At 70.4% G+C, this 23,451-nt stretch carries 21 protein-coding genes and 1 pseudogene; 12 read left to right on the plus strand and 10 right to left on the minus strand.

The annotated features are described in order from the left end of the window. A pseudogene (locus AB0959_RS11935) lies at positions 1 to 123 on the minus strand (DNA-directed RNA polymerase subunit alpha); the annotation flags it as partial. A gap of 581 nt (positions 124 to 704) precedes the next feature. Between AB0959_RS11935 and AB0959_RS11940 the strand changes: the two are divergent. Beyond that, complete coding sequence (locus tag AB0959_RS11940; RefSeq protein ID WP_366826216.1) at positions 705 to 1,277, plus strand: dihydrofolate reductase family protein; 573 nt, start codon at positions 705 to 707, stop codon at positions 1,275 to 1,277. Positions 1,278 to 1,345: 68 nt separating this feature from the next. Continuing rightward, the gene (locus AB0959_RS11945; protein ID WP_366826217.1) at positions 1,346 to 1,558 is read left to right on the plus strand and encodes a DUF4287 domain-containing protein; all 213 of its coding nucleotides are present in this window, start codon (positions 1,346 to 1,348) and stop codon (positions 1,556 to 1,558) included. A 28-nt stretch (positions 1,559 to 1,586) separates the two neighbouring features. Here the strand turns inward: AB0959_RS11945 and AB0959_RS11950 are convergent, their stop codons facing one another. After that, positions 1,587 to 1,802 carry a hypothetical protein gene (locus AB0959_RS11950; RefSeq protein WP_366826218.1) on the minus strand — a complete coding sequence of 72 codons (216 nt, stop codon included), beginning with the start codon at positions 1,800 to 1,802 and terminating at the stop codon, positions 1,587 to 1,589. A 156-nt stretch (positions 1,803 to 1,958) separates the two neighbouring features. Here AB0959_RS11950 and AB0959_RS11955 point away from each other — a divergent pair, with 156 nt between their 5' ends. Next, a complete protein-coding gene (locus tag AB0959_RS11955; protein ID WP_366826219.1) occupies positions 1,959 to 2,846 on the plus strand; it encodes a hypothetical protein in 888 nt (295 codons plus the stop codon). A 129-nt stretch (positions 2,847 to 2,975) separates the two neighbouring features. On the opposite strand, the gene AB0959_RS11960 is transcribed toward AB0959_RS11955, so the two are convergent. Then, positions 2,976 to 4,982 carry a CocE/NonD family hydrolase gene (locus AB0959_RS11960; protein WP_366826220.1) on the minus strand — a complete coding sequence of 669 codons (2,007 nt, stop codon included), beginning with the start codon at positions 4,980 to 4,982 and terminating at the stop codon, positions 2,976 to 2,978. Between the two features lie 263 nt (positions 4,983 to 5,245). Between AB0959_RS11960 and AB0959_RS11965 the strand changes: the two genes are divergently transcribed. From AB0959_RS11965 to AB0959_RS11980, 4 genes are all read left to right on the plus strand, one after another. Continuing rightward, positions 5,246 to 6,859 (plus strand): AbgT family transporter, encoded by a 1,614-nt coding sequence (locus tag AB0959_RS11965; RefSeq protein WP_366826221.1) that lies wholly within the window; start codon positions 5,246 to 5,248, stop codon positions 6,857 to 6,859. A gap of 22 nt (positions 6,860 to 6,881) precedes the next feature. Continuing rightward, a complete protein-coding gene (locus AB0959_RS11970) occupies positions 6,882 to 8,066 on the plus strand; it encodes a DUF5937 family protein (RefSeq protein WP_366826222.1) in 1,185 nt (394 codons plus the stop codon). A 278-nt stretch (positions 8,067 to 8,344) separates the two neighbouring features. Continuing rightward, a complete protein-coding gene (locus AB0959_RS11975) occupies positions 8,345 to 8,596 on the plus strand; it encodes a hypothetical protein (RefSeq protein WP_366826223.1) in 252 nt (83 codons plus the stop codon). A gap of 11 nt (positions 8,597 to 8,607) precedes the next feature. Beyond that, complete coding sequence (locus tag AB0959_RS11980; protein WP_366826224.1) at positions 8,608 to 9,822, plus strand: SPFH domain-containing protein; 1,215 nt, start codon at positions 8,608 to 8,610, stop codon at positions 9,820 to 9,822. A 61-nt stretch (positions 9,823 to 9,883) separates the two neighbouring features. Here the strand turns inward: AB0959_RS11980 and AB0959_RS11985 are convergent, their stop codons facing one another. Then, positions 9,884 to 10,564 (minus strand): DUF1707 domain-containing protein, encoded by a 681-nt coding sequence (locus AB0959_RS11985; RefSeq protein WP_366826225.1) that lies wholly within the window; start codon positions 10,562 to 10,564, stop codon positions 9,884 to 9,886. A gap of 298 nt (positions 10,565 to 10,862) precedes the next feature. Between AB0959_RS11985 and AB0959_RS11990 the strand changes: the two genes are divergently transcribed. Next, the gene (locus AB0959_RS11990; RefSeq protein WP_366826226.1) at positions 10,863 to 11,810 is read left to right on the plus strand and encodes an alpha/beta hydrolase; all 948 of its coding nucleotides are present in this window, start codon (positions 10,863 to 10,865) and stop codon (positions 11,808 to 11,810) included. Between the two features lie 110 nt (positions 11,811 to 11,920). On the opposite strand, the gene AB0959_RS11995 is transcribed toward AB0959_RS11990, so the two are convergent. After that, entirely contained in the window at positions 11,921 to 12,130 is a 210-nt protein-coding gene (locus tag AB0959_RS11995) for a hypothetical protein (RefSeq protein ID WP_366826227.1), read from the minus strand. A 251-nt stretch (positions 12,131 to 12,381) separates the two neighbouring features. Between AB0959_RS11995 and AB0959_RS12000 the strand changes: the two genes are divergently transcribed. Both AB0959_RS12000 and AB0959_RS12005 read left to right on the plus strand, forming a co-directional pair. Next, positions 12,382 to 13,173: a helix-turn-helix domain-containing protein gene (locus AB0959_RS12000; protein WP_366826228.1), complete on the plus strand. Its 792-nt coding sequence runs from the start codon at positions 12,382 to 12,384 to the stop codon at positions 13,171 to 13,173. 126 nt (positions 13,174 to 13,299) lie between these two features. Then, entirely contained in the window at positions 13,300 to 13,620 is a 321-nt protein-coding gene (locus AB0959_RS12005; RefSeq protein WP_366826230.1) for a GYD domain-containing protein, read from the plus strand. A gap of 2 nt (positions 13,621 to 13,622) precedes the next feature. Here AB0959_RS12005 and AB0959_RS12010 read toward each other — a convergent pair whose 3' ends face one another. Together AB0959_RS12010 and AB0959_RS12015 are read right to left on the minus strand one after the other, a co-directional pair. Beyond that, positions 13,623 to 14,552: a hypothetical protein gene (locus AB0959_RS12010; protein ID WP_366826231.1), complete on the minus strand. Its 930-nt coding sequence runs from the start codon at positions 14,550 to 14,552 to the stop codon at positions 13,623 to 13,625. Positions 14,553 to 14,892: 340 nt separating this feature from the next. Further along, positions 14,893 to 16,356 (minus strand): amino acid permease, encoded by a 1,464-nt coding sequence (locus tag AB0959_RS12015; protein WP_366826233.1) that lies wholly within the window; start codon positions 16,354 to 16,356, stop codon positions 14,893 to 14,895. Positions 16,357 to 16,878: 522 nt separating this feature from the next. Between AB0959_RS12015 and AB0959_RS12020 the strand changes: the two genes are divergently transcribed. Next, the gene (locus tag AB0959_RS12020) at positions 16,879 to 17,625 is read left to right on the plus strand and encodes an FCD domain-containing protein (RefSeq protein WP_366826234.1); all 747 of its coding nucleotides are present in this window, start codon (positions 16,879 to 16,881) and stop codon (positions 17,623 to 17,625) included. 257 nt (positions 17,626 to 17,882) lie between these two features. Next, positions 17,883 to 19,358, plus strand: a complete 1,476-nt coding sequence (locus AB0959_RS12025; protein WP_366826236.1) for an APC family permease — start codon at positions 17,883 to 17,885, stop codon at positions 19,356 to 19,358. A gap of 19 nt (positions 19,359 to 19,377) precedes the next feature. Here AB0959_RS12025 and AB0959_RS12030 read toward each other — a convergent pair whose 3' ends face one another. The 3 genes from AB0959_RS12030 to AB0959_RS12040 form a co-directional block, all read right to left on the minus strand. Further along, positions 19,378 to 19,779, minus strand: a complete 402-nt coding sequence (locus AB0959_RS12030) for a DUF4234 domain-containing protein (RefSeq protein ID WP_366826237.1) — start codon at positions 19,777 to 19,779, stop codon at positions 19,378 to 19,380. A gap of 203 nt (positions 19,780 to 19,982) precedes the next feature. Beyond that, positions 19,983 to 22,853, minus strand: coding sequence for a hypothetical protein (locus AB0959_RS12035; protein ID WP_366826239.1), 2,871 nt, complete (start codon positions 22,851 to 22,853; stop codon positions 19,983 to 19,985). Between the two features lie 169 nt (positions 22,854 to 23,022). Then, the gene (locus tag AB0959_RS12040; protein WP_366826240.1) at positions 23,023 to 23,307 is read right to left on the minus strand and encodes a hypothetical protein; all 285 of its coding nucleotides are present in this window, start codon (positions 23,305 to 23,307) and stop codon (positions 23,023 to 23,025) included. Positions 23,308 to 23,451: the final 144 nt, after the last annotated feature.

Raw genomic sequence — 23,451 nt, forward strand, 5'->3', positions numbered from 1 at the left:
AGTACGGCGAAGGGAGTTGCCGAGGGTGTAGCCGAAGCCCGGCTCCAACGGCTCGATCACGAACCGGGAGCGGAACTCGTCGACGACCTCTTCGGCCAGGGACGGACGCTGAGCAATCAGCACGAGGTATTGCCTCCAGTGTTTGGCGCCCGCTCTGTGACGCTGTGGACACCACGAAGGGTACGGGCTCAACCTCCTACGACCTGTCCCAGGCACCGCCTCCAGACCGCCGAATAAGCAATTGGTGCCTCGCCAGGAAGGCATCCCTGCGGCACACATTCGACACGGGACACACTGAGCTCGGCGTCTCCGCAGGTCACAGCCCTACCCCAGGGAAAACTCCTCAAGCGGACGTCGCAGGTTCGAATCCTGCCGGGGGCACTGTGTCTGCCCGGGCACGGAGCCTCGAACGGGTCCCTCGGAGTGATCTGCGAGGGACCCGTGGCCGGGAGGCAGAGCGTTCCCGGAAGGAACAGCGAGTTCCGGGCGGAGAGGGCCGCGTTGGAGGAGCGGTGTGGTGAGGCGATGGCCGCCGTACGCCGGACCGGGCGGGGGAGGCATCGGCCGCGAGGCCGCCTGCCGCGAGGCCGCCTGCCGCGCAGCCCGCCGAAAGTTTTTTGGAAATCTTCGGCCGATGGCGATGAGTTCCGTCGGGGTTTCCCGTCTGACCCGGTGAAGCAACCACGAGTCACGGAGGAACCTCGATGCGTACCCTGATCAGCACGGCCTTCATCTCGCTCGACGGCGTCGTGGAGGCCCCGGGCGGCGAGCCCGGTTACCGGAACTCCGGGTGGACCTTCAAGAACGTCGAGTTCCTCCCCGAGGCCTTCGACATCAAGGGCCGGGAGCAGAAGGAAGCCACCGCGATGTTGATGGGCCGGACCAGCTACGAGGCGTTCAGCGCGGTATGGCCGGACATGGAGGATTTCGCCGACTACAAGGTGATGCCGAAGTACGTCGTCTCCACCACGCTCACCGAGGACGACCTGGTGTCGAACTGGGGCGAGACCACGATCCTGCGCTCGCTCGACGAGGTCGCCACGCTGAAGGCGACCGAGGGCGGCCCGATCATCGTCCACGGCAGCGCCGCCCTGAACCAGAGCCTCTCGGACGCCGGCCTGATCGACCGCTACCACCTGCTCGTCTTCCCGCTCCTGCTCGGCGCGGGCAAGCGTCTGTTCAGCACCACGGACAAGGACACCCAGAAGCTGAAGCTGGTCGAACACGAGGCGTACGCCAACGGCCTGCAGAAGAACGTATTCGATGTGGTCCGCTGACAAGGCTCCCGCACTCGTTGGAAGCCCACCACCAAGATCACTACGACATGACAGGCAGGACATCGCGCATGACCGCACCAGTGAAAGGCCCCGCCAGCTACTTCCCCTCGATCGAGAAGAAGTACGGTCGCCCGATCGCGGAGTGGAAGGAGCTGATCCGCGCCTCGCCCCTCACCAAGCACATGGAACTGGTCACCTGGCTCAAGGCCGAGCACGGACTCGGCCATGGCCACGCCAACGCCCTCGTCGCCCACACTCTCGCCGAACGCAACGGAAACTGACCCGCGCGCATCGCCGATTCAGCGTGGCTCAACGTCGGGGCCTTTTCAGGCCGTTGAGCAGTGCGCGCAGTACCGCGAGCCGGTGGGCCCTCAGGCGGTCCGCGGCCTCCGAGGTGTCCGACGGGCTGAGGGCCTTGCGGGCGGCGTGCGCGGCGAGCACTCCGAGGATCAGCCGGACCAGACCGCTGGTGAGGGCAACAGCGGCCGGCACCCACGCCACGGCACCGATGTCGATATTGAGCATCTTCAGGTCACACCCTTGTACGTCGGGAGATCCCTGGTGTAGCGCGGCCGGCCCAGGCGCTGAAGCCGCGCAACCGCGCGGTACTGGTCTGCCACGGCGAACTTCCGCGCAGCTGCGCCCCTGTCGGCCCGCCGGTAGCTGGGGAAGTATGCGGCCATGGCGCACGTGAACAAGCCGCGGAAGTCCGCGAAAAGGGACCTGCCCTTCCCCTACGACCAGGACCTGTCCAAGGTGCTGCGGCATCTCAACCGCCGCACTCGTACCTTTCGTACCCGACTGGCCAATGACTGGGTCACCGCCGCTTACCTGGCTGCCGGCTTGCGGCTGATCGAACAGCACCTGGGCCCGGACGCCTCGAAGCGCGTCAACGTGAGCCGCCCGCTCCTCGGCTTCCTCTCGCAGCGCGCGGTCGCCGGCGAGGTCGCCAACAATGACCGCCCCTTCTCGCGGCACGGCAGTGTGGCGTCGTTGCGGGACCGTTGGAGCTCGCAGTCGGACTTCGTCGCCGACCTGATCAACTTCGCGGTGTGGAGGGAGAACTACCGTCCGGGATCCAGGGAGCAGCGTGCCGTCACCACCAAGAAGCTCGTGAGCGGGCCTGACTTCGTGAGCGCCGTTCACGAGACGGCCTACGAACATACCGCTGAGGGTGTCGACATCACCTCGGTCCGGCTCGCCCTCACCCTCATGACCGCGGTCGAGGGCGACGAGAACCTGGCGCGGACCGTCTCCTCCATGTACGAGGACTACCTCGGCTCCTGGAAGAAGCTGTACGCCACCGTCATGCACGAGCGCGGCCTGCGACTGCGTCCGGGGCTCACCCTCGACGACCTTGCGAACGCGCTGTCCGCAGCCACCGACGGGATGATCCTGCGGGCCATCGGTGATCCGGGAGCCGGTGTCGTCGACCGCGACAGCCGCCGCTCACTGATGGGAACGGTCGCGCTCGCCCTGATCCATGCGTTCCTCGAACCGGACGAAGAAGCCGACGGTCTCACTCTGGAACAGGCCGTAGCCGAGAGGTTCGACGGTCGGTCGCATTGAGGTCGGTCGTATCGAGGTCGGTCGCATTGAGGTCGGTCGTATCGAGGTCGGTCGCATTGGGGTCGGTCGCATCGAGGTCGGTCGCATTGAGGTCGGTCGCATTGAGGTCGGTCGAAAACGGCCGTCCGGCTACGCGAGCGCGTCCGCTCCTCCTTCCAGCCACACGCGCAGGTGGGAGGGGCGCTCGGCATCCATGTGCACGGTGTTCACGGCTATGGCGGTGCGGCGGGCGGCCGCCTCCGGTTCGCCGGTGTTGCTGTTGACGTCGAAGCGGGGGAAGTTGCTGGAGGAGACGTCGAGCCGGATGCGGTGGCCGGCGGCGAAGCGGTTCGCCGTGTCGGGGGCGGTGACCTCGATCTCGTACACCTCGCCCGGAATGAGTAACTCCGGCTTCTCGTAGGAGCGGTGGAAGCGGCAGCGGGCGATGCCGTCGGTGAGGTTCATCGCGAAGCCGTGCGGGTAGTCGGCGTTGGGCGGGTGGACGTCGATCAGCTTGATGGTGAAGTCGGTGTCCGGGGCCGTGGTGGAGATGTACAGCCTCGCCGCCACCCGGCCGGCCAGAACCACGTCCCGCTCGAGTGGCGGGGTGCTCAGACTGATCACGTCCGGACGGGAGTCCAGCGGCAGGTACGGCTCGCGCGCCCCGTACACCCGGGCGTCCGGGGCGTTCTGGTCGTACGCCCCGCCCGTCATCACCGGTTCGCCCGAGGTGACCTGGCCTCCCATGGTGGGGACCGGGTGACGCGGGTCGAAGTCATAGGTCACCGACGCGGCGGCCGCGGTGGGCGGCGCGGTGGTGAGGGCTCCTTTGGTGGTGAAGTACAGGGCGACGGGGGCCGTCGACGCCGGCGGCCACCGGGTGTCTGTGCGCCATGCACCGCCGTGCCGCATCCGCCCTGCCGCGTCCCGTCGGCCGTCGCCTCCGCCCATCAGGAAGTACTGGACGACGGGAAGGTCTTCGTTCTCCGGGTTCTCCGGGGCCCCCGGGTTCTCCGAGGTCCCCGGGTTCTCCGGGGTCCCCGTGTTCTCCGGGCTCCCCCCGTCCTCCCCGCCCCTCCCGTCCCGCCCCTTCTCCCGGCCCAGCGCCCGGTCGAACCAGCGGCGGCGGAACTCCAGGTATGACGGGGCGAGGTTGCCGTCCAGGGTCGCCCGCGGGCCGAAGTCCACGTCTCCGGCGTACGTCTCGCAGCGGTGCCCGTGCGTCCACGGGCCCATGACGAGGTAGGTGGGTGCCGACTTCAGCTCCCGCAGGGCGGTGAAGTTCTCGATGGTGGAGCGGACGTAGGGGTCGTACCAGCTGCCCATGTGCAGGCTCGGCGCGTCCGGGAAGCGGTGGTAGAAGCCCCGCCCGTAGATCGCCGGGGTGCGGTAGTAGTCGCCGAACCTGTCCTGCCGCCACTGCTCCAGCAGATAGTCCTCGTACGCCGGCAGGTGCCGCAGCGGTGTGCAGCCCGGCCGCCACGGCATCGCGCCGAACCAGCCCGTCACGTCCACCCGCAGCAGCGCCTCGGACAGCACCGGGTCCGCCGCGGCCTCCGGGCTCCGCAGCGCGTGCCGCAGTGCCCAGGTCACCTGCTTGAGCTCGAAGGCGCCGCCCATCCGCATTCCCGCGTCGTAGGCGGAGGAGAAACCGCCCGAGTCCTGGAACATGGCGGCCAGCCCCGTCGCCCCTTCGGCGGCCGCCGCTGCCTGGACGTGGGCGGAGTAGGAGACCCCCGTCATCACGACCCTGCCGTCACACCACGGCTGGTCGCTGAGCCAGGCGATCGTGTCCGCCCCGTCCGCGCCCTCGCCGAGGTACTTCACGAACGTTCCCTCGGAGTCGCCGCGACCCCGGCAGTCCTGCCGTACGACGTGGTAGCGGGCCTCGGTGAAGTGTCGGGCGATGTCCTCGGGCCGCGGAAGCGGCGCGTCGCCGCGGTCCTGGTCCGAACCGCGCTGCGCGCGCCGACCGTACGGGGTGCGTTCCAGGAGTACGGGCAGCGCGGGTACCTCCGGTCCGGGTGAGGCGGTGTACAGGTCGGCGGCCAGACGGACGCCGTCCCGCATGGGGACGCGCAGGGTGCGGCGCCACAGGGCGCCGCCGTGGAGGGCTTCGGGCCGACCGGCGTGGGAGGTGGTGTCGTACGAGGTCACTCCCGTGACGCTAAGCAGCGGACCAGGCCATGGCGATCACTTGACGTCATCAGGTCAACTGTTCCGCAGGACGGTGACGGGACCGGACACGAGACCTACTGTGCAGCGCATCCCAGGAACGCCCCGCGTTCCCGTTGCGGCGATCGTGCCCGGCTCCGGGTCCCTTTTCGCACCGCTCGCGGCGCTGCCGCGAGCACTGCTCTCGGCGCTGCCGCGTCATGCCCTCGTTTCCCCGTCACCACCCGTCCTCACAGGAGGCCGCCATGAGCACACCCGACAGCCATACCCGGGAGGTGCGGGCAGAGGTGCAGGCCACCGGACCCGACGACGACGGCCGTAGCCCTCGGCCCGACGCGGGGGGCCGTGGCTCACGGCTCCTCGACCTGGTCGAGCGCGCGGGCAACGCACTGCCGCATCCTTTCTGGCTGTTCTGGATCCTGTGCGGGATCGTCGCCCTCGTCAGCTGGGTGCTGAACGCCTCCGGCCTGCGGGTCGAGGACCCCGCCTCGGGTGACCCTGTCGGCGTTCGCAGCGCCCTGTCGGCGGCTGCCGTACGGGACCTGCTCACCGGCGCACAGGACTCCTTCGTCACCTTCGGACCGCTCGGCACCGTGCTGATGGTGATGCTCGGCGTCGCGGTCGCCGAGCGGTCGGGGCTCTTTGAGGCGCTGGCCCGTCGCATGCTGTCGGGCCTGTCGCCGCGTACGGTCGTCCTGGGCGTGGCGCTGGGCGGCGTGCTGGGGAAGTTCCTGTCCGACTCCGCGTACGTGGTCCTCATCCCGCTCGGCGCGGTGGCCTTCCGCGCCGTGGGCCGCTCCCCCATGCTCGGCATGATCGTCGCGTTCGTCTCCATCAACGCCGCGGGTGACGCCAACCCGCTGATCGCCCCCGGTGACGCGCTGTTCGCCTCCGTGGCCACCGAGGCCGCGCAGCTCGTCGACAAGGACGTGGTGGTCCGTGCGACGGACAACATGTACTTCACCACCGTCTCGGCGTTCGTGCTGGCCGGCACCATCGCCCTGGTCGTGGACAGGATCCTCGCCAAGCGCGAGCACCACCTGACCCCCGACCCGGACCTGGAGGCCGCCGCCTCACGGCAGGTGGTCGCCGCCGGGGTCGACGACGCGACCGAGCTGCGGGCCCTGAAGCTGACCGGTCTTGCCGTGGTCGGCTACGCCACGCTGGTCGTGCTCGCGATGGTGCCCGGTTCGTCTCCGCTCCGCGGAGAGGGGGGCGCGATCGTGGAGTCCACCTTCATGAACGCCATCGCCCTCTTCCTCACCGTCTTCTTCCTCCTCATCGGAGGCGTGTACGGGCGGTTCACCGGGCAGATCCGCGGTAACCGCGCGATACCGGAGTTCATGGCGGACGGCGTGCGCTCCATCGCACCGCTGCTGGTGCTCTTCTTCGCGGTGTCCCAGTTCATCGCCCTGTTCAAGTGGACCAACATCGCCACGGTCGTCGCGGTCGAGGGCGCGGACTTCCTCCGGGGGCTGGGCGCGCCCACCCTGGTGCTGTTCACCCTGCTGATCGTCGCGGTCGCGCTGATGAACCTTCTCATCACCTCCGGCTCCGCCCTGTGGACCCTGGTCGCCCCGGCGCTGGTGCCGATGCTGATGCTGCTCGGCACCAGCCCGGCCACCACCATGGCGCTCTACCGCATCGCCGACTCCTGCACGAACTCCATCACCCCGATGAGCACCTCGTTCATGCTCTGTGTCGGCTATCTGCAGACCCTGCGCCGCAAGGCCGGCATCGGCACGCTGGTGTCGTTCACCCTGCCCGTCGCCATGATCATGCTGGTGGTCTGGGTGCTGCTGTTCTTCGCCTGGTACCTGCTGGGCATCCCGCTCGGTCCGGGCGCGCCCGTTCGGTGACTTCCGGCCGTACGCTGACGGCGTGAGCATCGTGCTCGACCTGGGAGGACTCGGCCCCGCGGACCTCGCGGCCGGGCCCTCCGCGCTGTCGGAGCTGATGGCGAGCCTGCATGTGCTCGCCGAACCCGAGCACCACCCGGAGGCCGCCGGCTGGACGGCCCGCGCCGCCATGGCGGGACCCGAGCTGCACGACGAGCTGTCCGTGTTCGCCCCCTTGTGGGCCCGCTATCGCTGCCGCCTGTTCTTTCCCCGTACGGTGCGGCTCGCGGCGAGCCTGGACGAAGAGCTGGCGGCGATCGCGGCGCTGCCGGCCGAGGACTTCGTGGAGCTGGTGGCGCCCGGGATCCTGGGCACCAACGCGCAGCCCGTGCCGCCGGCCCGCGAACTGCTCGCCGGCACGGCCACCGCGGAGGACTACGCACGCCGCTGCCTGCGCCGCTCCTACGCCCGCGGTGAGCTCGCGCGACAGTTGGTGGCGGCACCGCTGGAGCTGCGGGACCGGCTGCTGGCGGTGCTGCGGGCCGCCGACACCGCCTTCTTCGCCGAGGACTGGCGCGCCCTGCGGCCGCCCCTGGAGAACCACGCCCGGGAGGTACGCCGCCGGCTGGCGAACTTCCCCCTGGGGGCACCCCCGGCCGGAGTCCCCCAGCCTCCGGCCGGGGGTGCCCCCAGGGGGACTTCGGCCGGAGGGACCCCCATCTCGCTTCGCTCGCCCGCGGATGTGCTCACCGAGTTGCTGCCGACCGCGGCACGGGTCGGGCCGGGGGAACGGATACGGCTGGACAAGCTGCAGATCGACGAAGTGAAGGTGGCCCCGCGTCCCCTCGTCCTCGTCCCGTCCGCCCGGGTGTGGCCGCATCTGACGGTCAAGAACGAGCACCCGTCGTGCGTGGTGGTGCAGTACGCGGCGCGCGGCACCACCCCGGCCGGGGAGCTGACCCTGCGGGATCTGCACCACCGGCTGATGGCGCTGACCTCGCCCGCCCGGATGGAGCTGTGCCGCCATCTGCTGGGCGAGCCCATCACCACCTCGGAGCTGGCCGCCCGACTCGGCTCCAGCGAACCACAGGTCTCCCGCGCCCTGCGGACCCTGCGCGACGCGGGCCTGGTGCGCTCCACCCGGGACGGCAAGCTGGTGCGGCACCGGCTCGCCACGGACGTCATCCAGCGGCTCGGCCACGACGTCCTCGCAACGGTGGCACGGTGAACCGACGAGGCAAGCCACCTGCGACCTACGGAGGGGTGTTCTCCCGGGCCGTCCCGCTGGAGGCGGTGCCGTCGTCGGGCCCGGTGGTGGCGTGGGGTCCGGGCAGCCAGTCATGGGCCGGGTCGTACTCCAGCCGGCGGTTGCGCCCGGAACCGTGTGGACGCCGCTGGGGGCCGTATGTCCCAGCGGCGCAGGCCGGGTCCTCCTGCCCGTTGGGTCCGGGCCGGACTGGGTCTATCGTCGGCATCATGGGGCCAGGACGAGGAGGACGGCCGGTGATGCCGCAGGACGAGGCCGTGATCGGCTGCACGGGGAAGGTACTCATCGGAACCCGCGGATCCGCGGGACCCGGCGAGGTTCTCGTGCGGGTCAGAGGCGGCTCCGAGACCTTCCTCGCCTGGTCGGAGGACCCCCTGCCGACGGGGGCGACAGTGCTCGTGATCGAATCACGGGGATGTCGTGAGGTAGGCGTCATCGAGTGGGTGGATCCGTTGGACGCGCTCGACGGCGGTCCCGTCGGCGCCGGCTGAGGAGTACAGGCATGTTCGGATACCGCGTTCCCGCCCCCGACGAGGCGATGCTGATCTCGGGAGGCAGGCGGGGACTTGGGGGAGCGCCGTTCCGAGTGGTGACGGGGCACGGAAAGTTCGTGATCCCGTTCTTCCGCAAGACCCGTTTCCTGACCCTGTCGATGTGCGAGTCCGAGGTCACCGAGACCTGTGTGACCAGGCAGGGCATCGCGCTGCACGTGCGTGCCGTCATCGCGTTCAAGGTCGGCAACGACCACGAGAGCATCATCAACGCGGGGCAGCGCTTCCTCTCCGACCAGGACCAGATGTCGGTGCTGACCGGCCGGATCTTCGCCGGCCACCTGCGGGCGATCATCGGCTCGATGACGGTCGAGGAGATCGTCACCGAGCGGCAGAAGCTCGCCGCGGAGGTCCTGGACACCTCGAAGACCGAGATGGCGAAGATCGGCCTGATCGTCGACTCGCTGCAGATCCAGTCGATCGACGACGGCGACGCCGGCTACATCGACGCGATGTCCGCGCCGCACAAGGCGGCCATCCAGCGGCAGGCGCAGATCGCCCAGGCGCAGGCCACCCAGGCCTCGGTCGAGGCGGAGCAGGAGGCGGCCCGCAAGCAGGCCGAGTACGCCCGGCAGACCGCCGTCGTCAAGGCGGAGTACTCGGCCGAGGTGGACCGCGCCCAGGCGCAGGCCGCGCAGGCCGGACCGCTGGCGCAGGCACACGCCCAGCAGGAGGTGCTCGCCGCCCAGACGGAGCTGGCCCAGCGCCAGGCCAAGCTGCGCCAGCAGCAGCTGGTGGCCGAGGTCGTGAAGCCCGCCGAGGCCGAGGCCGAGCGGGTCAGGGTCCTCGCGGCGGCCGAGGCGCAGCGGATGAAGATCCAGGCGGAGGCCGCGGCCTCGTACGACCGGGTCGCGCTCGACCGGATGCTGATCGACCAGCTCCCGCAGATCGTCAAGGAGGCCGCCGGAGGCCTCGCCGGCGCCAACGTCAACGTCCTCAACGGCGCGGACGGGCTCGGCGAGATCGCCGCCGGCCTGGTGTCACAGGGCCTGACGATCCTCGACTCGGTCCGACAGAACCTGAACGGCCAGGACCCCGAGGGACCCCGCCCCGGCGACGGTCGCCCCGATGACCGACGTCCCGAGCAGAGCGACGGCAACGGTCTGCTCCAGTTGCCCACCAACAGGGAGAGGAAGTCGAACGACGGCCCGGTGGACGTCGACTAGGGGCGGCAAGCATCTGCGAGGCGCAGACCGGACCTACCGCGCTGGACGTTTGCCATCCAGGTCAGGAGACAGAAAGGGACCTGGGCCTGCGCAGCAGCCACTGCCCGAACGTCCGACGCCGGGGCCGCACCACCACGCGGCCGTGGGCCTTGTAACCGACCAGCTCCACTCGCAAGGTGACCGGCGTATCAGGATGCGTCGGGGTCTGACGGAACTTGACCCTGCTGTGTACCAGCTGCAGACCATCGGTATCGACCACGATGCCCGGCCTCGTGACCAGCGTCAGGGTCTTCCCCGTCATGCCCACGTCGATCCGCAAGGTGTCGTGCGTGATCACCGCGTCAGTGAAGTCGAGCGTCACCTCGCAGTACGTCACCGCGAGTTCCAGCCTCCGCGGTACCACCCAGCGCCCCACACGCTCGACCGCGCCACTGTGGACCTGTTCGATCCGAACGAGGTCCTTGACCTCCGCTCCCGTCCCGCCGACCGTGGCCGATACGGGCGGCAGGTCAGCGGTGAGCGGGGCCAGTTCGCTCAGAGTCCGCGACGACAGGGCCGCTTCCAGGCGCTCGTCCAACTCGTCCGCGGTCAGCAGGCCGTCGCCCGCCGCGATACGCAGCACATCCACCACGCGGTCCCGGTCCGCGTGAGAGGCTCGCAACTCGGGCGACGAGCCGGGGCCGATGGGCTTCCCGGAGGGCTCTCCGGTGGGCTTCCCGGAGGGCGACATCTCTCCCGGCATGCTTCCGTCCTGGTCCTGTCGAACGTCTCCGCGCGACGCGGGCAGCGGCGCAAGAAGAAGGCTAACGCTATATCGCGACATGGAGCCAGGGGGCAGTTCACACCTGCACCGTTGAGCGCCGGGCGAGAACCTCGACTTCGCTCTCCGGCGGCCCCGTTGATTCCCTCGTGCCCGTCGTGCCCGTCGTGCCCGTCGTGCCCGTCGCTCCCGTCGTGCCCGTCGCGTCCGCAGGGCCGAGCCCCTGCGCCACCGCCCGAAAACCTTGGCACGTACGCTCGTTCACATGGTTGAGCATCGAATGGTTGAAGTGAATGGCGTTCGACTGCACATCGCCGAGCAGGGCGACGGCCCCCTGGTGGTGCTCCTGCACGGCTTCCCCGAGTCGTGGCACTCCTGGCACCACCAGTTCGGCCCGCTGGCCGAGGCGGGCTTCCGTGTCGTCGCCCCCGACCAGCGGGGATACGGACGCAGCGACCATCCCGACGCCGTCGACGCGTACACCATCCTCCACCTCGTCGGCGACGTCGTCGGACTCGTCCAGGCCCTGGGCGAGGAGAAGGCGTACGTCGTCGGGCACGACTGGGGCGCGCCGGTCGCCTGGCACACCGCCCTGCTGCGACCGGACATGGTGCGGGCAGTGGCCGGCCTGAGCGTGCCGCCTCCCTTCCGGGGAACGGGGCCTCCGCTGGCCGCGATGGAGGAGAGGTTCGGCGGCCGCTTCTACTGGAACTACTTCAACCGCCCCGGTGTCGCGGACGCGGAGTTCGCCAGGGACACGCGCCTCACCCTGCGGAAGTTCTTCTACTCGGCCTCCGGCGACGCTCCCGGTACCGGCGAGGACAGGCAGCCGCTGGTCGATCCCGAGCGCGGCTGGCTCGCGGACATGACGGACCCCGAGGTGCTGCCGGACTGGTTCACGGAGAGCGACCTCGACGCCCTCACCGAGAGTTTCTCCCAGGGCTTCACCGGAGCCCTCAACTGGTATCGCAACCTCGACCGCAACTGGGAACTGACAGCCCCCTGGCACGGCGCCGTCATCACCCCGCCCTCCCTCTACGTCTACGGCGACCGCGACCTGGTCCCGGCGTTCCCCGGCACACCCGAACTCATCGAGCGGCTCCCCGACCTGATGCCCAACCTGCGGCGCGAGCCCGTCAAGCTCGCCGGCTGCGGCCACTGGACCCAGCAGGAACGCCCGAACGAGGTGAACGCGGCCCTCATCGAATTTCTCAGGTCGTGTCCCTGAGGCGAGCGAACTCCGCGCCTTGCGACGGGAACTGCCGGGCGGCCCCCGAGCGGACGTCCGACGTCACGCTGAGGGCCGCCCGTTCGCCTGCTCAGGGGCAGGGTCTCTCGTCAGGGCTTCGGCGCCGGTGGTGGCCCCTGGGCCGCGGGCGCGAAAGCGTAACCGCTGATCAGGCCGGCCACACCGAGCACGCAGTCCAGGTAGACAGCCACGGACCGTGAAGTTCCGTGGCGCATGATGATCAGAACGATGCCGATCACGAGGACGGCAAGAAAGATCACGTAATGGCGGCGGAGTGACGCCGCGAAGTCGATCGGCACGCTTTCCTCACCTTCTTGGGCACTGTTGGGCCGAGGTGCTTCCCATTCGACCGGCCGGAGGACCGACCGTCCAGCGAATCCGACGGGCCTCGATGTGCCGGGAAAGGGACCAGAAGTTCAGCCTTTTTCAGCGGAATTCGGTGAAGTTCCGCGTCCTCGGCGGAGGAGGTGCGAACATCTCGGCCATCCGGCTCGTGTCAGGCGCTTTGGGGGGAAACGTGGATGGCTACCCACGCGGTGCGCTACCGCCCGTGCAGCGATTCGCCGCGGAGTTACGACGACTGCGCATCACCGCGGGCGACCCTCAGCTCAAGACGATCGCCGCACGGGCGCAGTGCAGTCAGGCGACGGTCTCCGAAGCGCTCAACGGCCACCGGCTGCCCAGTGAGACGGTCACCCGCCGTCTGGTCGCCGCCCTGGACGGCGACTGGGTGCGGTGGAGGGAGCTGTGGCGGGTTGTCCGGACCGAACTGGACGACCTGAAACACAACAGGCCCGAGACGCCGCCGCGGACGCTGCAGGCCAACATGGTCTGCTACCCGGACCCTCCCGCCTTCTACCGCGCCGCGGCCGACCGCGTCCACACGACCCGCCACGAGCTCCGCCTCACCTACGTGAGGCTTCACCCTCCCGGCCAGTGGCTCATCCCGGAGGCAGCCACCTACTACGAGACGGTGTTGCAGTGGGCCAGGGAGCACGCCGGGGAGTCCACCAGCGTCCGGCGCATCATCGGCGTCCCGGAACGCGACGGCGTGCCCCAGCCGGCCTATCTGGCCTGGCTGCGGGAACACCAGGCAGAGGTCAGGGACGTGTACGCCTACGAGGCACGGGTGATGTCCTGGAGCACCTCCTGCCCCTGGCACAACTCCGGTCTCTACGACGACTCCGTCACCTTTCTCTCCTTTTCCGGTGCCGGTCGCCAGCAACTCACCGGGCTCAGCGTCGAAGGTCCGGTCTTCCTGGCCCCCTTCGCATCCGTTTTCGACCAGGCCTGGGGCGCGTCGCAGCCTCTCGACGAGTATGTGGCCGGGCAGGACCGGTGACGGGGTCCGCGATGGCCTCGAGAGCAGCTTCCAACGGGTGAATCCCGCCGTTCGGCAAGTACTCGCCGGGCAGCAGCGGGAAGCCCATTCTGCGTATCTGGCAACCGATGGGCAGGGAGTGTCCGTATGCCGAAGTTCCTCATCCAGGCCACCTATACGCCCGAGGGCACGAAGGGGCTGCTCAGCGAGGGCGGGAGTGGTCGTCGTGCGGCCGTCGAGCAGGTCGTCACCGGGCTCGGCGGAAAGGTCGAGGCGATGTACTTCGCCTTCGGGGAGGACGACACCGTGCTCATCGTCGACTTCCCGGACCCGGTCTCCATGGCCGCTGTGAGCCTCACCGTCAAGGCCAGCGGCGCCGCCCGGACGCGGGCCACTCCTCTCCTCACTCTCGAGGAGATCGACGAGGCGGCCCGTCAGCAGGTGAACTTCCGCGCCCCCGGCCGGTAGGCCTACGAGGCGACGGGCAGATGGTGCGCGAACGTGTGGACGACCCGGCGGGACAGATCCTGGCCCAGGGGGAGTTGAAGGTCCGCTCCACCGACGCGGACCCGTAGGAGCGGGTCGTCCGCGCGGACCTGTTCGATTCTCGCGCGCGGAATGACGTGGGTGTCCACGCCGTGGCGGCCACCGGTCCTCTCGGCGTGCAGCGGGTCGGTGAGGACGACGAGTTCCCGGGGCGTGAGGACGACGGCCGCGTACGCGGCTTCCGAGCGCGGGGGTACCGGCAGCGCGCCGGCGACGACGGCGATCGGATCGCCGTCGTCCAGGCGCGCCACGTCCGAGGCGAGCAGTCGTCGCCACTTGTACGGCAGAGCGGCGTCCGGTACGGGAGCGTCCGGCATGTCCAGCTCGGTACGGGCCGCGCGGCGGCGCAGGGACCGCACCAGGGGGTGCAGGTGGTGTCCGGCGACGGCGTTGTAATGGACGGTCAGGCGGGTGTCGGTGGCGAGGATCGTCAGCCGGGCGTACAGCAGGATGTGAGCGGTCTCGATCGCGGCCACCTGCTGCGGATGGAGGACCACCCGCACTCCGGGCAGGGCGGGAGCACCCACCCACAGCGCCACTCCGCCGGGTCCGAACCCGAGCACGCCGGTCGGCGTCAGGATCTGAAGACGGCTGTCTCCGAGGCGGCCGGGGCGGGTGCGGGCGGGCAGGACGAGCAGGTGATCGGTGTCGTCGGTCCCCACGGCCCGGCGAAGTGCCCCGAGCGCGCCGTCGGGTACGTCCTCGGCGCGGTGCGGTCGGTACGGGAACCCGTGGACGCCGGGGAGTGTGTGGGCACGCGCGGTCTGTTCGTCGACCGCCTGCTCCCACGGTTCGAGCAGGTCGGGCCTCGGGCGGGCGGCGGGACGTCGTCGCCGGAGTAAGCGGGGGCTCACGGCGAGACGGGCCAGACCTCCCATCGGCCACTGCGGGCTTCTGAACACGGTCACCTTTTCCAGCAATGGCCGGCCGAGAATGCCCGGGGTCGGCCTCGACGAGCTCCTCCAGCCGGGACTCCAGGGGCATGGCGGCCCCCCTCCCCTTCCCCTCAGCCCAAGGTCCGGCCGATCAAGAGAGCCAGTATGCCGCCGACGGGTAGCCCTGTGGCCATGTCGCGCCGCCTCCTACGCCTACTGGCTCGGTAAGGGGGCATGCGAGGGCGGCATCCCGCAGCCGGGACGCCGCCCTCGGTCGCGTCGCGCCACCGTCGCATCGGACCGTGGCGGAGCCCGGTCGCTACGACGAGGTGACGGAGTGGCGCGTGCGGCCCAGGCGCGCGCGGATCAGCGCGACGACCACCACGCCCACGGCCACCAGGGTGGACAGGACCACCTGGTCGCGGCCGCCGCCGTCGGCCGTGTCGGTCAGCATGTAACCCAGGACGAAGGTGATGAGGGCGATGGTGGCCCAGGTCAGGTACGGGTAGAGCCACATCCTGACGATCAGCTTCTCCGGCGACTCACGCTGGATGATCTTGCGCAGGCGCAGCTGGGAGAAACAGATCACCAGCCAGACGAAGAGGGCGATCGCGCCGGAGGAGTTGAGCAGGAACTGGAAGACGGTGTCCGGCCACAGGTAGTTGAAGGCGACCGCGACGAAGCCGAAGACCACCGAGGCCAGGATGGCCGTCCGCGGCACGCCCCGGTTCGTGGTGTGGCCGAAGCCCGCCGGGGCGTCACTGCGCCGGCCGAGGGAGAACGCCATGCGTGAGGCGGTGTACAGGCCGGAGTTGAGGCAGGAGAGCACCGAGGTCAGCACGATGGCGTTCATGATCTGGCTCGCGTGCGGGATGCCGATGGAGCTCAGGGCGGCGACGTACGAGCCGTCCTTGAGGATCGCCGGGTCGTCCCAGCGCAGCAGCGACACCACGATCAGGATGGAGCCCAGGTAGAACACCGCGATCCGCCAGATCACGCTGTTGGTGGCCTTGGTGACCGCGCCCCGCGGGTCCTCGGACTCGCCCGCCGCCAGCGTGACGATCTCGCTGCCCATGAAGGAGAAGACCACCATCAGGACGCCGGTGAGGATCGCTCCCGGCCCGTTCGGCAGGAACCCACCGTGCGCGGTCAGGTTGGAGAAGCCGGACGCCGGGTGGTCCGAGCCGGGCAGCAGACCGAAGATCGCGAGGCCGCCGAGCACGATGAAGGCGGCGATGGCGACGACCTTGATGCCGGCGAACCAGAACTCGAACTCGCCGTAGGAGCTGACCGAGACCAGGTTGCTGGCCGTGAGGACGACCATGACGATCAGGGCCCAGCCCCACTGCGGGACCGCTGGGATCCAGCCCGCCAGGATCTTGGCGCCGGCGGTCGCCTCGACCGCGAGCACCACGACCCAGAAGAACCAGTACAGCCAGCCGATGGTGAATCCGGCCCAGCGCCCGAGCGCACGGTCCGCGTAGGCGGAGAACGAGCCCGACGTGGGGTTGGCCGCGGCCATCTCGCCGAGCATGCGCATCACGAGCACGACGAGGACGCCGACGAGCGCGTACGAGACGAGGATGCCGGGGCCCGCGGCGGCGATGCCGGATCCGGAACCGACGAAGAGGCCGGCGCCGATGACACCTCCGATCGCGATCATGGACAGGTGGCGGTTCTTCAGCCCGGCCTGCAGGCCGGAGTCCGCCGGGGCGGCGGTGCTGCCGGTGCTGGTCGCCGGATCCGTGGTGGAGGGAGCGGGGACGGGGGGACGTGTGGTCATCTCGACATCCATGGAGGGAGTTCGGACGAGGACATGGGCGTGGGCGGGGGCATGGGCATGGACATGCGTCGACGGGCCCGGCGGGAGGACCGCGCGGGTTCCGCCGAGGGGACCGACGGGGAAGGGTGCGAAGGTCGGGCACGTCACAGGTCGCGATCACGGCCGCCGTGACGGCATAGTGAGCCGCGGCCGTCCGGCCCGTGCCCGACGGGGCAGGTGCGGGTGGCCGTCAGGAAAATAGTTCACCACGATCAGAAAAAACAAGGGGTGTCTTCGAGGCGCCCTGCTCGTGGTGCCCGCACGCCCGCCACGTGCGCTCTCGTCCGCCCTGCACAGGGGCTTGCTTAGGGGCTTGCTTAAGTGTTCACCCTGCTCTAATTTCTTGGCCATCGCGGAACCGCCTCGTGGGAGCCCCTATGCACACCACCGCTCACACCTTCGCGGCGTGGTCGCGAGAACCCCTGGCACGGACGGCTTCGCCGCGGACCGTGACCCCGCTCAGCAGGCCGTTAGGGTGGCGTCGTGGTGAACGCAGCGGGCAAGTTCGGGCCCTACAGCCAGCCGGGTCCGGCACAGCCGGCACCGGTCGCCGCGGTGCGGGACGCCCACCTCCTGCCCGGCAGGGGCCAGACCGGATCGGAACTGGTCCGTTCGCGGGTCGCCCTGCGGGTGCGCCTGAAGTCCGTGTCACCGGGCGATCGGCTGCCGGACGCCGGCGTCCTCGCCGAGGAGCTGGGGATCAGTGAGATCACCGTGCGCCGCGCGCTGGAGGGGATGTGCCAGGACGGCTTGCTCGACCGCCGGCGGGGCCGGGCGGGCGGGACCTTCGTCGCGCCGGACTGGGACGCCGTCGTCGCCCTGATGCACGACACCGACACGGCGGCCGCGCTGGACGCCTTCCACCTGTTGCTCGAGTGCGGTCTCGTGGCCCACGGCACCGGCGAGGTCCCGGACGGCCGGCTCGACGGGCTGCGGGCGCTGGTCGACGAGATGGACCTGTCCGACGACCCGGCTCGACTGCGGGAGCTGGAGACGCGCTTCCATCTCGACCTCGCGGAGGCGCTCGGAGGGGCCGGTATCCGCGAGTTCGCCGCCGACCTGCTCGGTCGCCAGTGCCTGGTGCTGCCCGCTCCGGAACCCGCGCTGGTACGGGCCAGGAACCGCTGCCACGCCGACCTGCTCACCGAGCTCCGCCGCGGCGCGATGGACCCGGCCGTGCGGGCGGTGAAGGCCCACCAGCACGCCCGGCCTGACGCCTCCCCGACGTGACGCCCGCCAACGCCCGCACCCACGCCAGGGGGATCGACGCCGATCCCCGTAGCCCCATAAGCCCCGTAAGCCCTGGTCGCAGTAGCCCGGGCAGCCCGGTGCCGGCCCTCCCGCCTCTCCTCGCCCCCGCCGCCCCTACCCGTCCCACCCCTGAGGGCTCCGCCCCCAGACCCCCGTATCGGCCTTGCGGCCTCGTCCTCAAACGCCGGACGGGCTGAAAAGCCAAGCCCCACCCCACCCCCGAAGGAGCCCCGAGCATGTCCGACCCCGGAGCTGTCCGGCCGTCGTCGACGGCGGGACCCGCCGGAGGTGAGCCCCAGCGGCTGCGCGGCGGGGTGCTCGGCATGGCGGACATCGCCGCCGCCACCATGGCCAACGTCGGCCCGGCCATGAGCTTCTTCTTCGGCTTCGCCTTCCTGGCCACCACGGCGGGCGTCGCGTCCCCGCTCACCATCGTCGCCGCGGGCGTCGCGGTCGCGCTGCTCGGCAACACGCTCGCCGAGTTCTCCCGGGCGCACCCCTCGGCGGGCAGCTTCATCACCTTCGTCGGCAGGACGTTCGGGCCGGTCAGCGCGGTGACCACGGCCCTGCTGGCCGGGCTCGGCTACATCATCGCGATGGCCTCCGTCATCGCGATCTCGGGCGGGTTCGTGCAGATCACCCTGCACCACTACACCGGCGTCGACCTGCCGTGGATCATCTGGACGCTGCTGCTGACCGGACTGTCGGTGGTGCTGATGCTGCGCGGCGTCGTGGTCTCCACCAAGTGGGCGGGCTACTTCTTCGGCGTGGAGATGCTGGTGCTGGTCGTCGTCTCGGTCGCGACGATCGTCGAGCACCGCGGCGACCTCTCCGCCGCTCCCTTCCTCCCCGGGCACATCAGCCACGGCCTCAGCGGCCTGGCGGCGGGCTTCCCGCTCGCGGTGTACCTGTTCATCGGGTGGGAGAACTCGGCGGCACTCGCCGAGGAGACGGAGAACCCCCGGCGCAACGTCGGCCGTGCCGTGTTCTCCTCGATCGCGATCATGACGGTGAGCTACATCCTCTTCGCCTACGCCACGGTGACCGGCTTCGGCTACGACACCGACAGGCTCGGCGAGGCCCGCATCCCCTTCATCGACGTCGCCCACCACACGCTCGGGGCACTGGCGTTCCTCGCCTACGTCGGGGGCCTGACCTCCACCCTCGGCGTGCTGATCGCCGGTATCAACTCCCAGGCCCGCCTGGTGTTCAACGCCGGGCGCGAGGGGCTGCTGCCGTCCTTCTTCGGCTACGTCCACCCCACCCGCCGTACGCCGAACAACGCGATCATCACCTTCACCGCCACCGCGCTGCTGATCATCGGCGTATGGGGGCTCGGGCATCTGCTCGGAGGTGCCGACGGCGGTTCGATGAACCCCGTGGTCTTCTTCACCGAGACCTCGACCCTGGGCGCCATCCTGATCCTGCTGGTCTACCTGGCGTCGAACATCGCGCTGCCGCTGTACTACCGCAGGTACCGGCCGCAGGAGTTCAGGACGGTACGGCACCTCGTGCTGCCCGCGATCGGCACCCTGGCCATCCTGGTACCGCTGTACTACCTGGCCAAGCCCGGCCAGCCCGCGCCGTACAACTGGTTCCCCTACGCGGCACTGGCCGCTCTACTGGCCGCCGTCGGCTACGCGACGCTCCTGGTCCGCCGGGACCCCGGCCTGGCCGACCGTGTGGGCTCCGTCGTCGCCGACGCGGAGTGAGCTTCGCGCGGAGTGAGCCTCACGCGGCGAGAGGAACCTGCTCGCCCTCCACGGGCATCCGGTAGTGGGCCCAGATCTGGTTCAGCTCGTGCTGGTAGTAGAGCGGGTACAGACCGGCGACGATCAACAGGATGACCCCGATCCAGGGGTTGCAGGTGGGCTGCATCCCGGCCGACCGCTGCATCCGGGCGATGCGCTCACCGGTGTTGTAGATCGACACGAAGGGCGGAACGATCACCACCCAGCCGATGGTGATGGCCAGAAGGGATAGCAGCGGATCGACCTCGATCCGCTCGTCGAAGTCCCGGGCCTCGCGGTTGATCTTGTAGTACCAGACCAGGTGGTAGATGCCCAGCGTGATCAAGGGCCAGATCAACCACACGAGAAAGATGTTGCGGGTCTTGCCCGCGCGACCTGACATGACACACCTCCCGTCACTCCAGTGCATCACGGCCTTCCGCGCCCCGCGCGTCGTGCGGCACGTCGGCGACGGGCGGGGAAGAGCGAGGGAAGGGCGGACGCGGACGGTCGGGCGGTGTCGCGGCACGGTGGTATCGCGCACGGCGGTGCCGCCGGTTCCCGCCAGGGAGGCGGGGGCGCCGGCGGCACCTCGGGCCGAGCCCGTTACGACGCGTCGCGCACGGTGCCCGTGATCTCCGGGCCCTCGACCGGGTCCCAGTTCTGGTCATACGTCTGCAGGCGCAGCCGCAGCTTCTCCGTCCCCTCGCTCACCGTGTCGGTGACGGTGGGCACGGAGACGTCGATGGTTCGGGTGCCCGCGGGCAGTTCGAACCACAGGCGCGGGTCGTCCGGCAGTCCGGACAGCGGGCGCTCGGGGTCGGGCGCGGCCTCGAAGCGGTCGTTCAGCCAGTCCGCGGGGACGTCCTTGGTGGACAGTTCGGAGCCACCGGAGACGGGCAGGATCAGCAGTTCCCCCTCCATGGGGACGTCGGCGGCTTGGGAGAGGGTGATGCGCCAGACCAGCGGCCGGCCCTCGGTGACCTGGTCGGCGACCGGCGTCACGGTCGTCTTGGGCCGGGGGTCGTCGTCCTCCACCGTGACCCCGCCCCGGTGGGAGCCGACCATCGCGCCGCGTACGGCCTTGACGGCCACCGAGTGGTCGACGTCGTAGGCGTAACGCGTGTTGCCCTCGACCTTCACCGGTATGTCGACGCGGGAGCCCGGCCGGACCGTCACCGTGCGCACGGCGGGGTACTCGCTGCCCGGCCGCTCCACGAACAGCCGGAGCTTGCCGCTGCCCGAGCCGGAGACCTGGACCGGCACCTTGTAGCTGCGCGTGCCGGAGTCGCCCTCCTTCACGGTCAGCCGGCCGATGTCCACGCGCGCCAGCTCGGCGGGCCGGGCCGCGGGGGTGCCGGGGCGCCAGCCGTGGGCGTCGATCAGCCACGCCTTCCCGGACGCGGTACGGGAAGTGAGCTCCAGCGTCGCCACGTGGCCGAGGTCGAGGCGCGCGCGGGTCGCGGCGGACAGCGGGACGCGGACCTCGCGCGCCCAGTAGGAGGTGGTCCGGTCGGTGCCCGGCAGGCCGTCGACGCGCGCCCGGCCGAGGGACGCCCGCTTGCCGGAGGTGTCGGTGAGGGCGACGTCCAGCTTGGTGCCGGTGGTGTTCGGCGGGACGATCACGCGCAGGGTCAGCTCCTTGGCGCCCGACAGGGAGACCGGGCGGGCGGGGCTGAGCCGGGTGGCGGTGCCGGAGCGGTTCCAGTCCATGGCCAGTGCGTAGCGGCCCGGTTCCCTGGTGGTCACCCTCCCCCACTGGGCGAAGTGGGGAGAGGCGGTTTCGAGGCCCTCGGGCAGGCAGGAGACGCTCGGGCGCGGGTCCACCTGGGCGCACAGCCGGCCGCCGGCGACCGTGGCGGAGGAGTCCGGCAGGAACGCCCCGGAGCGGGCCGCGCCGACGGCGTGGGTGGCCACGCGGGCGGGTGAGGCGGAGGCGGCGCGCACGGGAGAGCCGTCGAGCAGCGGGCGGACCCGGTCGTCACCGGCGACGAACAGCCGGGCCGCGGCCGCTATGTACGTCGAGCCCGCCTTCTGCTGCTGCCCGGCGGTCAGCCGGGTACTGGTGCCCGGGGAGCACACCGGGTCGTGCTCGTCCCCGCCGTAGGAGAAGTCGTCCTCGGCCGGCGCCGCGGCCTGGCCGGGGGTCCACTCGCTGTTGAAGAAGTTGTGGTTGGCGCCGGTCATGTAGACCGCGCTGTGCAGGGCCTTGCCGCGGCTGATCCCGCGGGTCGCGTCGACGTAGAGCTCGCCCTGGAGGTCGAAGACGTCTCCGTCGCAGCCCGGCAGGATCGTCATGGACGGCACGTCGGGTACGGGGTTCTGGCCGAAGATCGTGGGGCCTATGAGGACGGTTCCGCGTATCGTCCAGCGGGTCCTGCCGTGGTAGCCGTCCTGGTCGGCGGGCGGTGGGGTGAGGCTGTCCAGCGCGGCCCGGTTGACGCCCTCACCGCCTCGGGAGTGGCCCACGAGGAGCACCTTGCCGAGGTCGGCCCTGGGCGCCTTCCGCACGATCGCGGGGGCCGCGGAGGGGTCGGCGGCCCAGTCCGCCCAGCGCGCCAGGTGCAGCCGTACGAGGGAGGAGCGGGCCTGTGCGCCGGCGTCTTCGGGCTTCCAGTCCTGGGCGTTGACGCCGTTGGCCGAGATCGAGACGGTCACGTAGCCCTGGGAGGCGAGGAGTTTCTGGTCGTGCAGGTAGCCGCGGTAGCTCGGCACCGGCTTCTGGCCGGCCGGGCACGGCCACTCCATCTCCACGTCGTCACCCTTGTAGCAGGTCACGTGGCGCCCGTGCAGGAACAGTGCCAGCGGGCGGCGGCCCGTGGCGCCCCGCGGCACGACGACCTCGGCCCTCATCTCCACCTTGGCGTCGTAGCCGGGCAGGCGCACCGACGGCAGGGAGTACTCACCGCTGACGGTGCGGTACGGGCCGGGGGCACCGGGGTCGACCTCGTTCACGGTCTCCGCCAGGGGCGGGGCGGAGGGAGCCGACTGTCTGTCGAGTCTGTGACGCTCCTTGGCGGCCTTCGCTCCGGCCGCGTCCAGTCGGCGTCCCGCGGCCACGACCCGCAGGTCGTCCGTGCTGCCGAGGCGTACGCCGTCGAGCGGGAGCCGGAAGGTACGCCCGTCCGCGGCGGGTTCCGGGATGCCCAGCGAGCGGTTCCCGCTGAGGAACTCGACCCGGGCATCGCCCACCGGCACCTTCCCGGCCGAGCGCCACACGAGCACTCCCGGCTTACCCGACTCCCCCGACTCCCCCGGCTCCCCCGGCTCCCCCGGCTCCCCCGGCTTCCCCGGCTCTCCGGATCCGGTGATACTCCAGCCTTCGGGAAGCCCCGGGGGCTTCGGGGACTCCGGAGACACGGGAGCGGACGGCTGCCCGGGCTGCGGTTCCGGCGCCGCCTGCGCCATCCCCGGCGAGCCCAGCGCCACCGCGAGGGCCGCTGTCACGGCGGCCGCCACACGCGGGACACGGATCACTTCTGGTCCTCCTGATGGTCGGTTGCTCCGGGCGCCCCATGGGTCCCGGGCTCCCCCGATGCATCAGAAGACGCAGATGTCGCTGCCTGGTTGCCTCCTTCCACAGGATTCACAAAGGAGTTGACCTGTTCCGGACTCCAACGACCCTGCGCCGCAACGGAGTTGTCCGCTACGCGGAAGCCACGACCTCACCGGCCGTGACCTGGGGAGGGTTGGGGAGCAGGGACACGAGGTTGTCCCTCACGAAGTCCGCCGCTCGCGCGATCGATTCGTCCGCACCGGCCTGGTCCTGGAAGACGCTGGTCGAGACCATGACTCCGTTCCCGGCGTCGAGCCAGTAGTAGGCCACGAAGCCGGGGATCTCGCGCACGAGCGGCAGGAATCGCTCGTTCACCAGGCGACCCGCCTCGGCCGTGTCGGTCACCCCGTCGTACCGTCGGACGGCTGCGTACATGACTGTTCTCCTCGTGGTTTCCGGGTGCGTCACCGCGTCACTGCTGAGACGCCGTACCCCGCGCGACAGCCACGTCGCTCGTGAGGCGGCCGGTGATCACCGGAAAGGCCGTCTGCGGTGAGCCGAACGGCGGCTCGGTCCGGC

The sequence above is a fragment of the Streptomyces sp. NPDC046862 genome, assembly GCF_040704615.1.
Classification (GTDB): Bacteria; Actinomycetota; Actinomycetes; order Streptomycetales; family Streptomycetaceae; genus Streptomyces.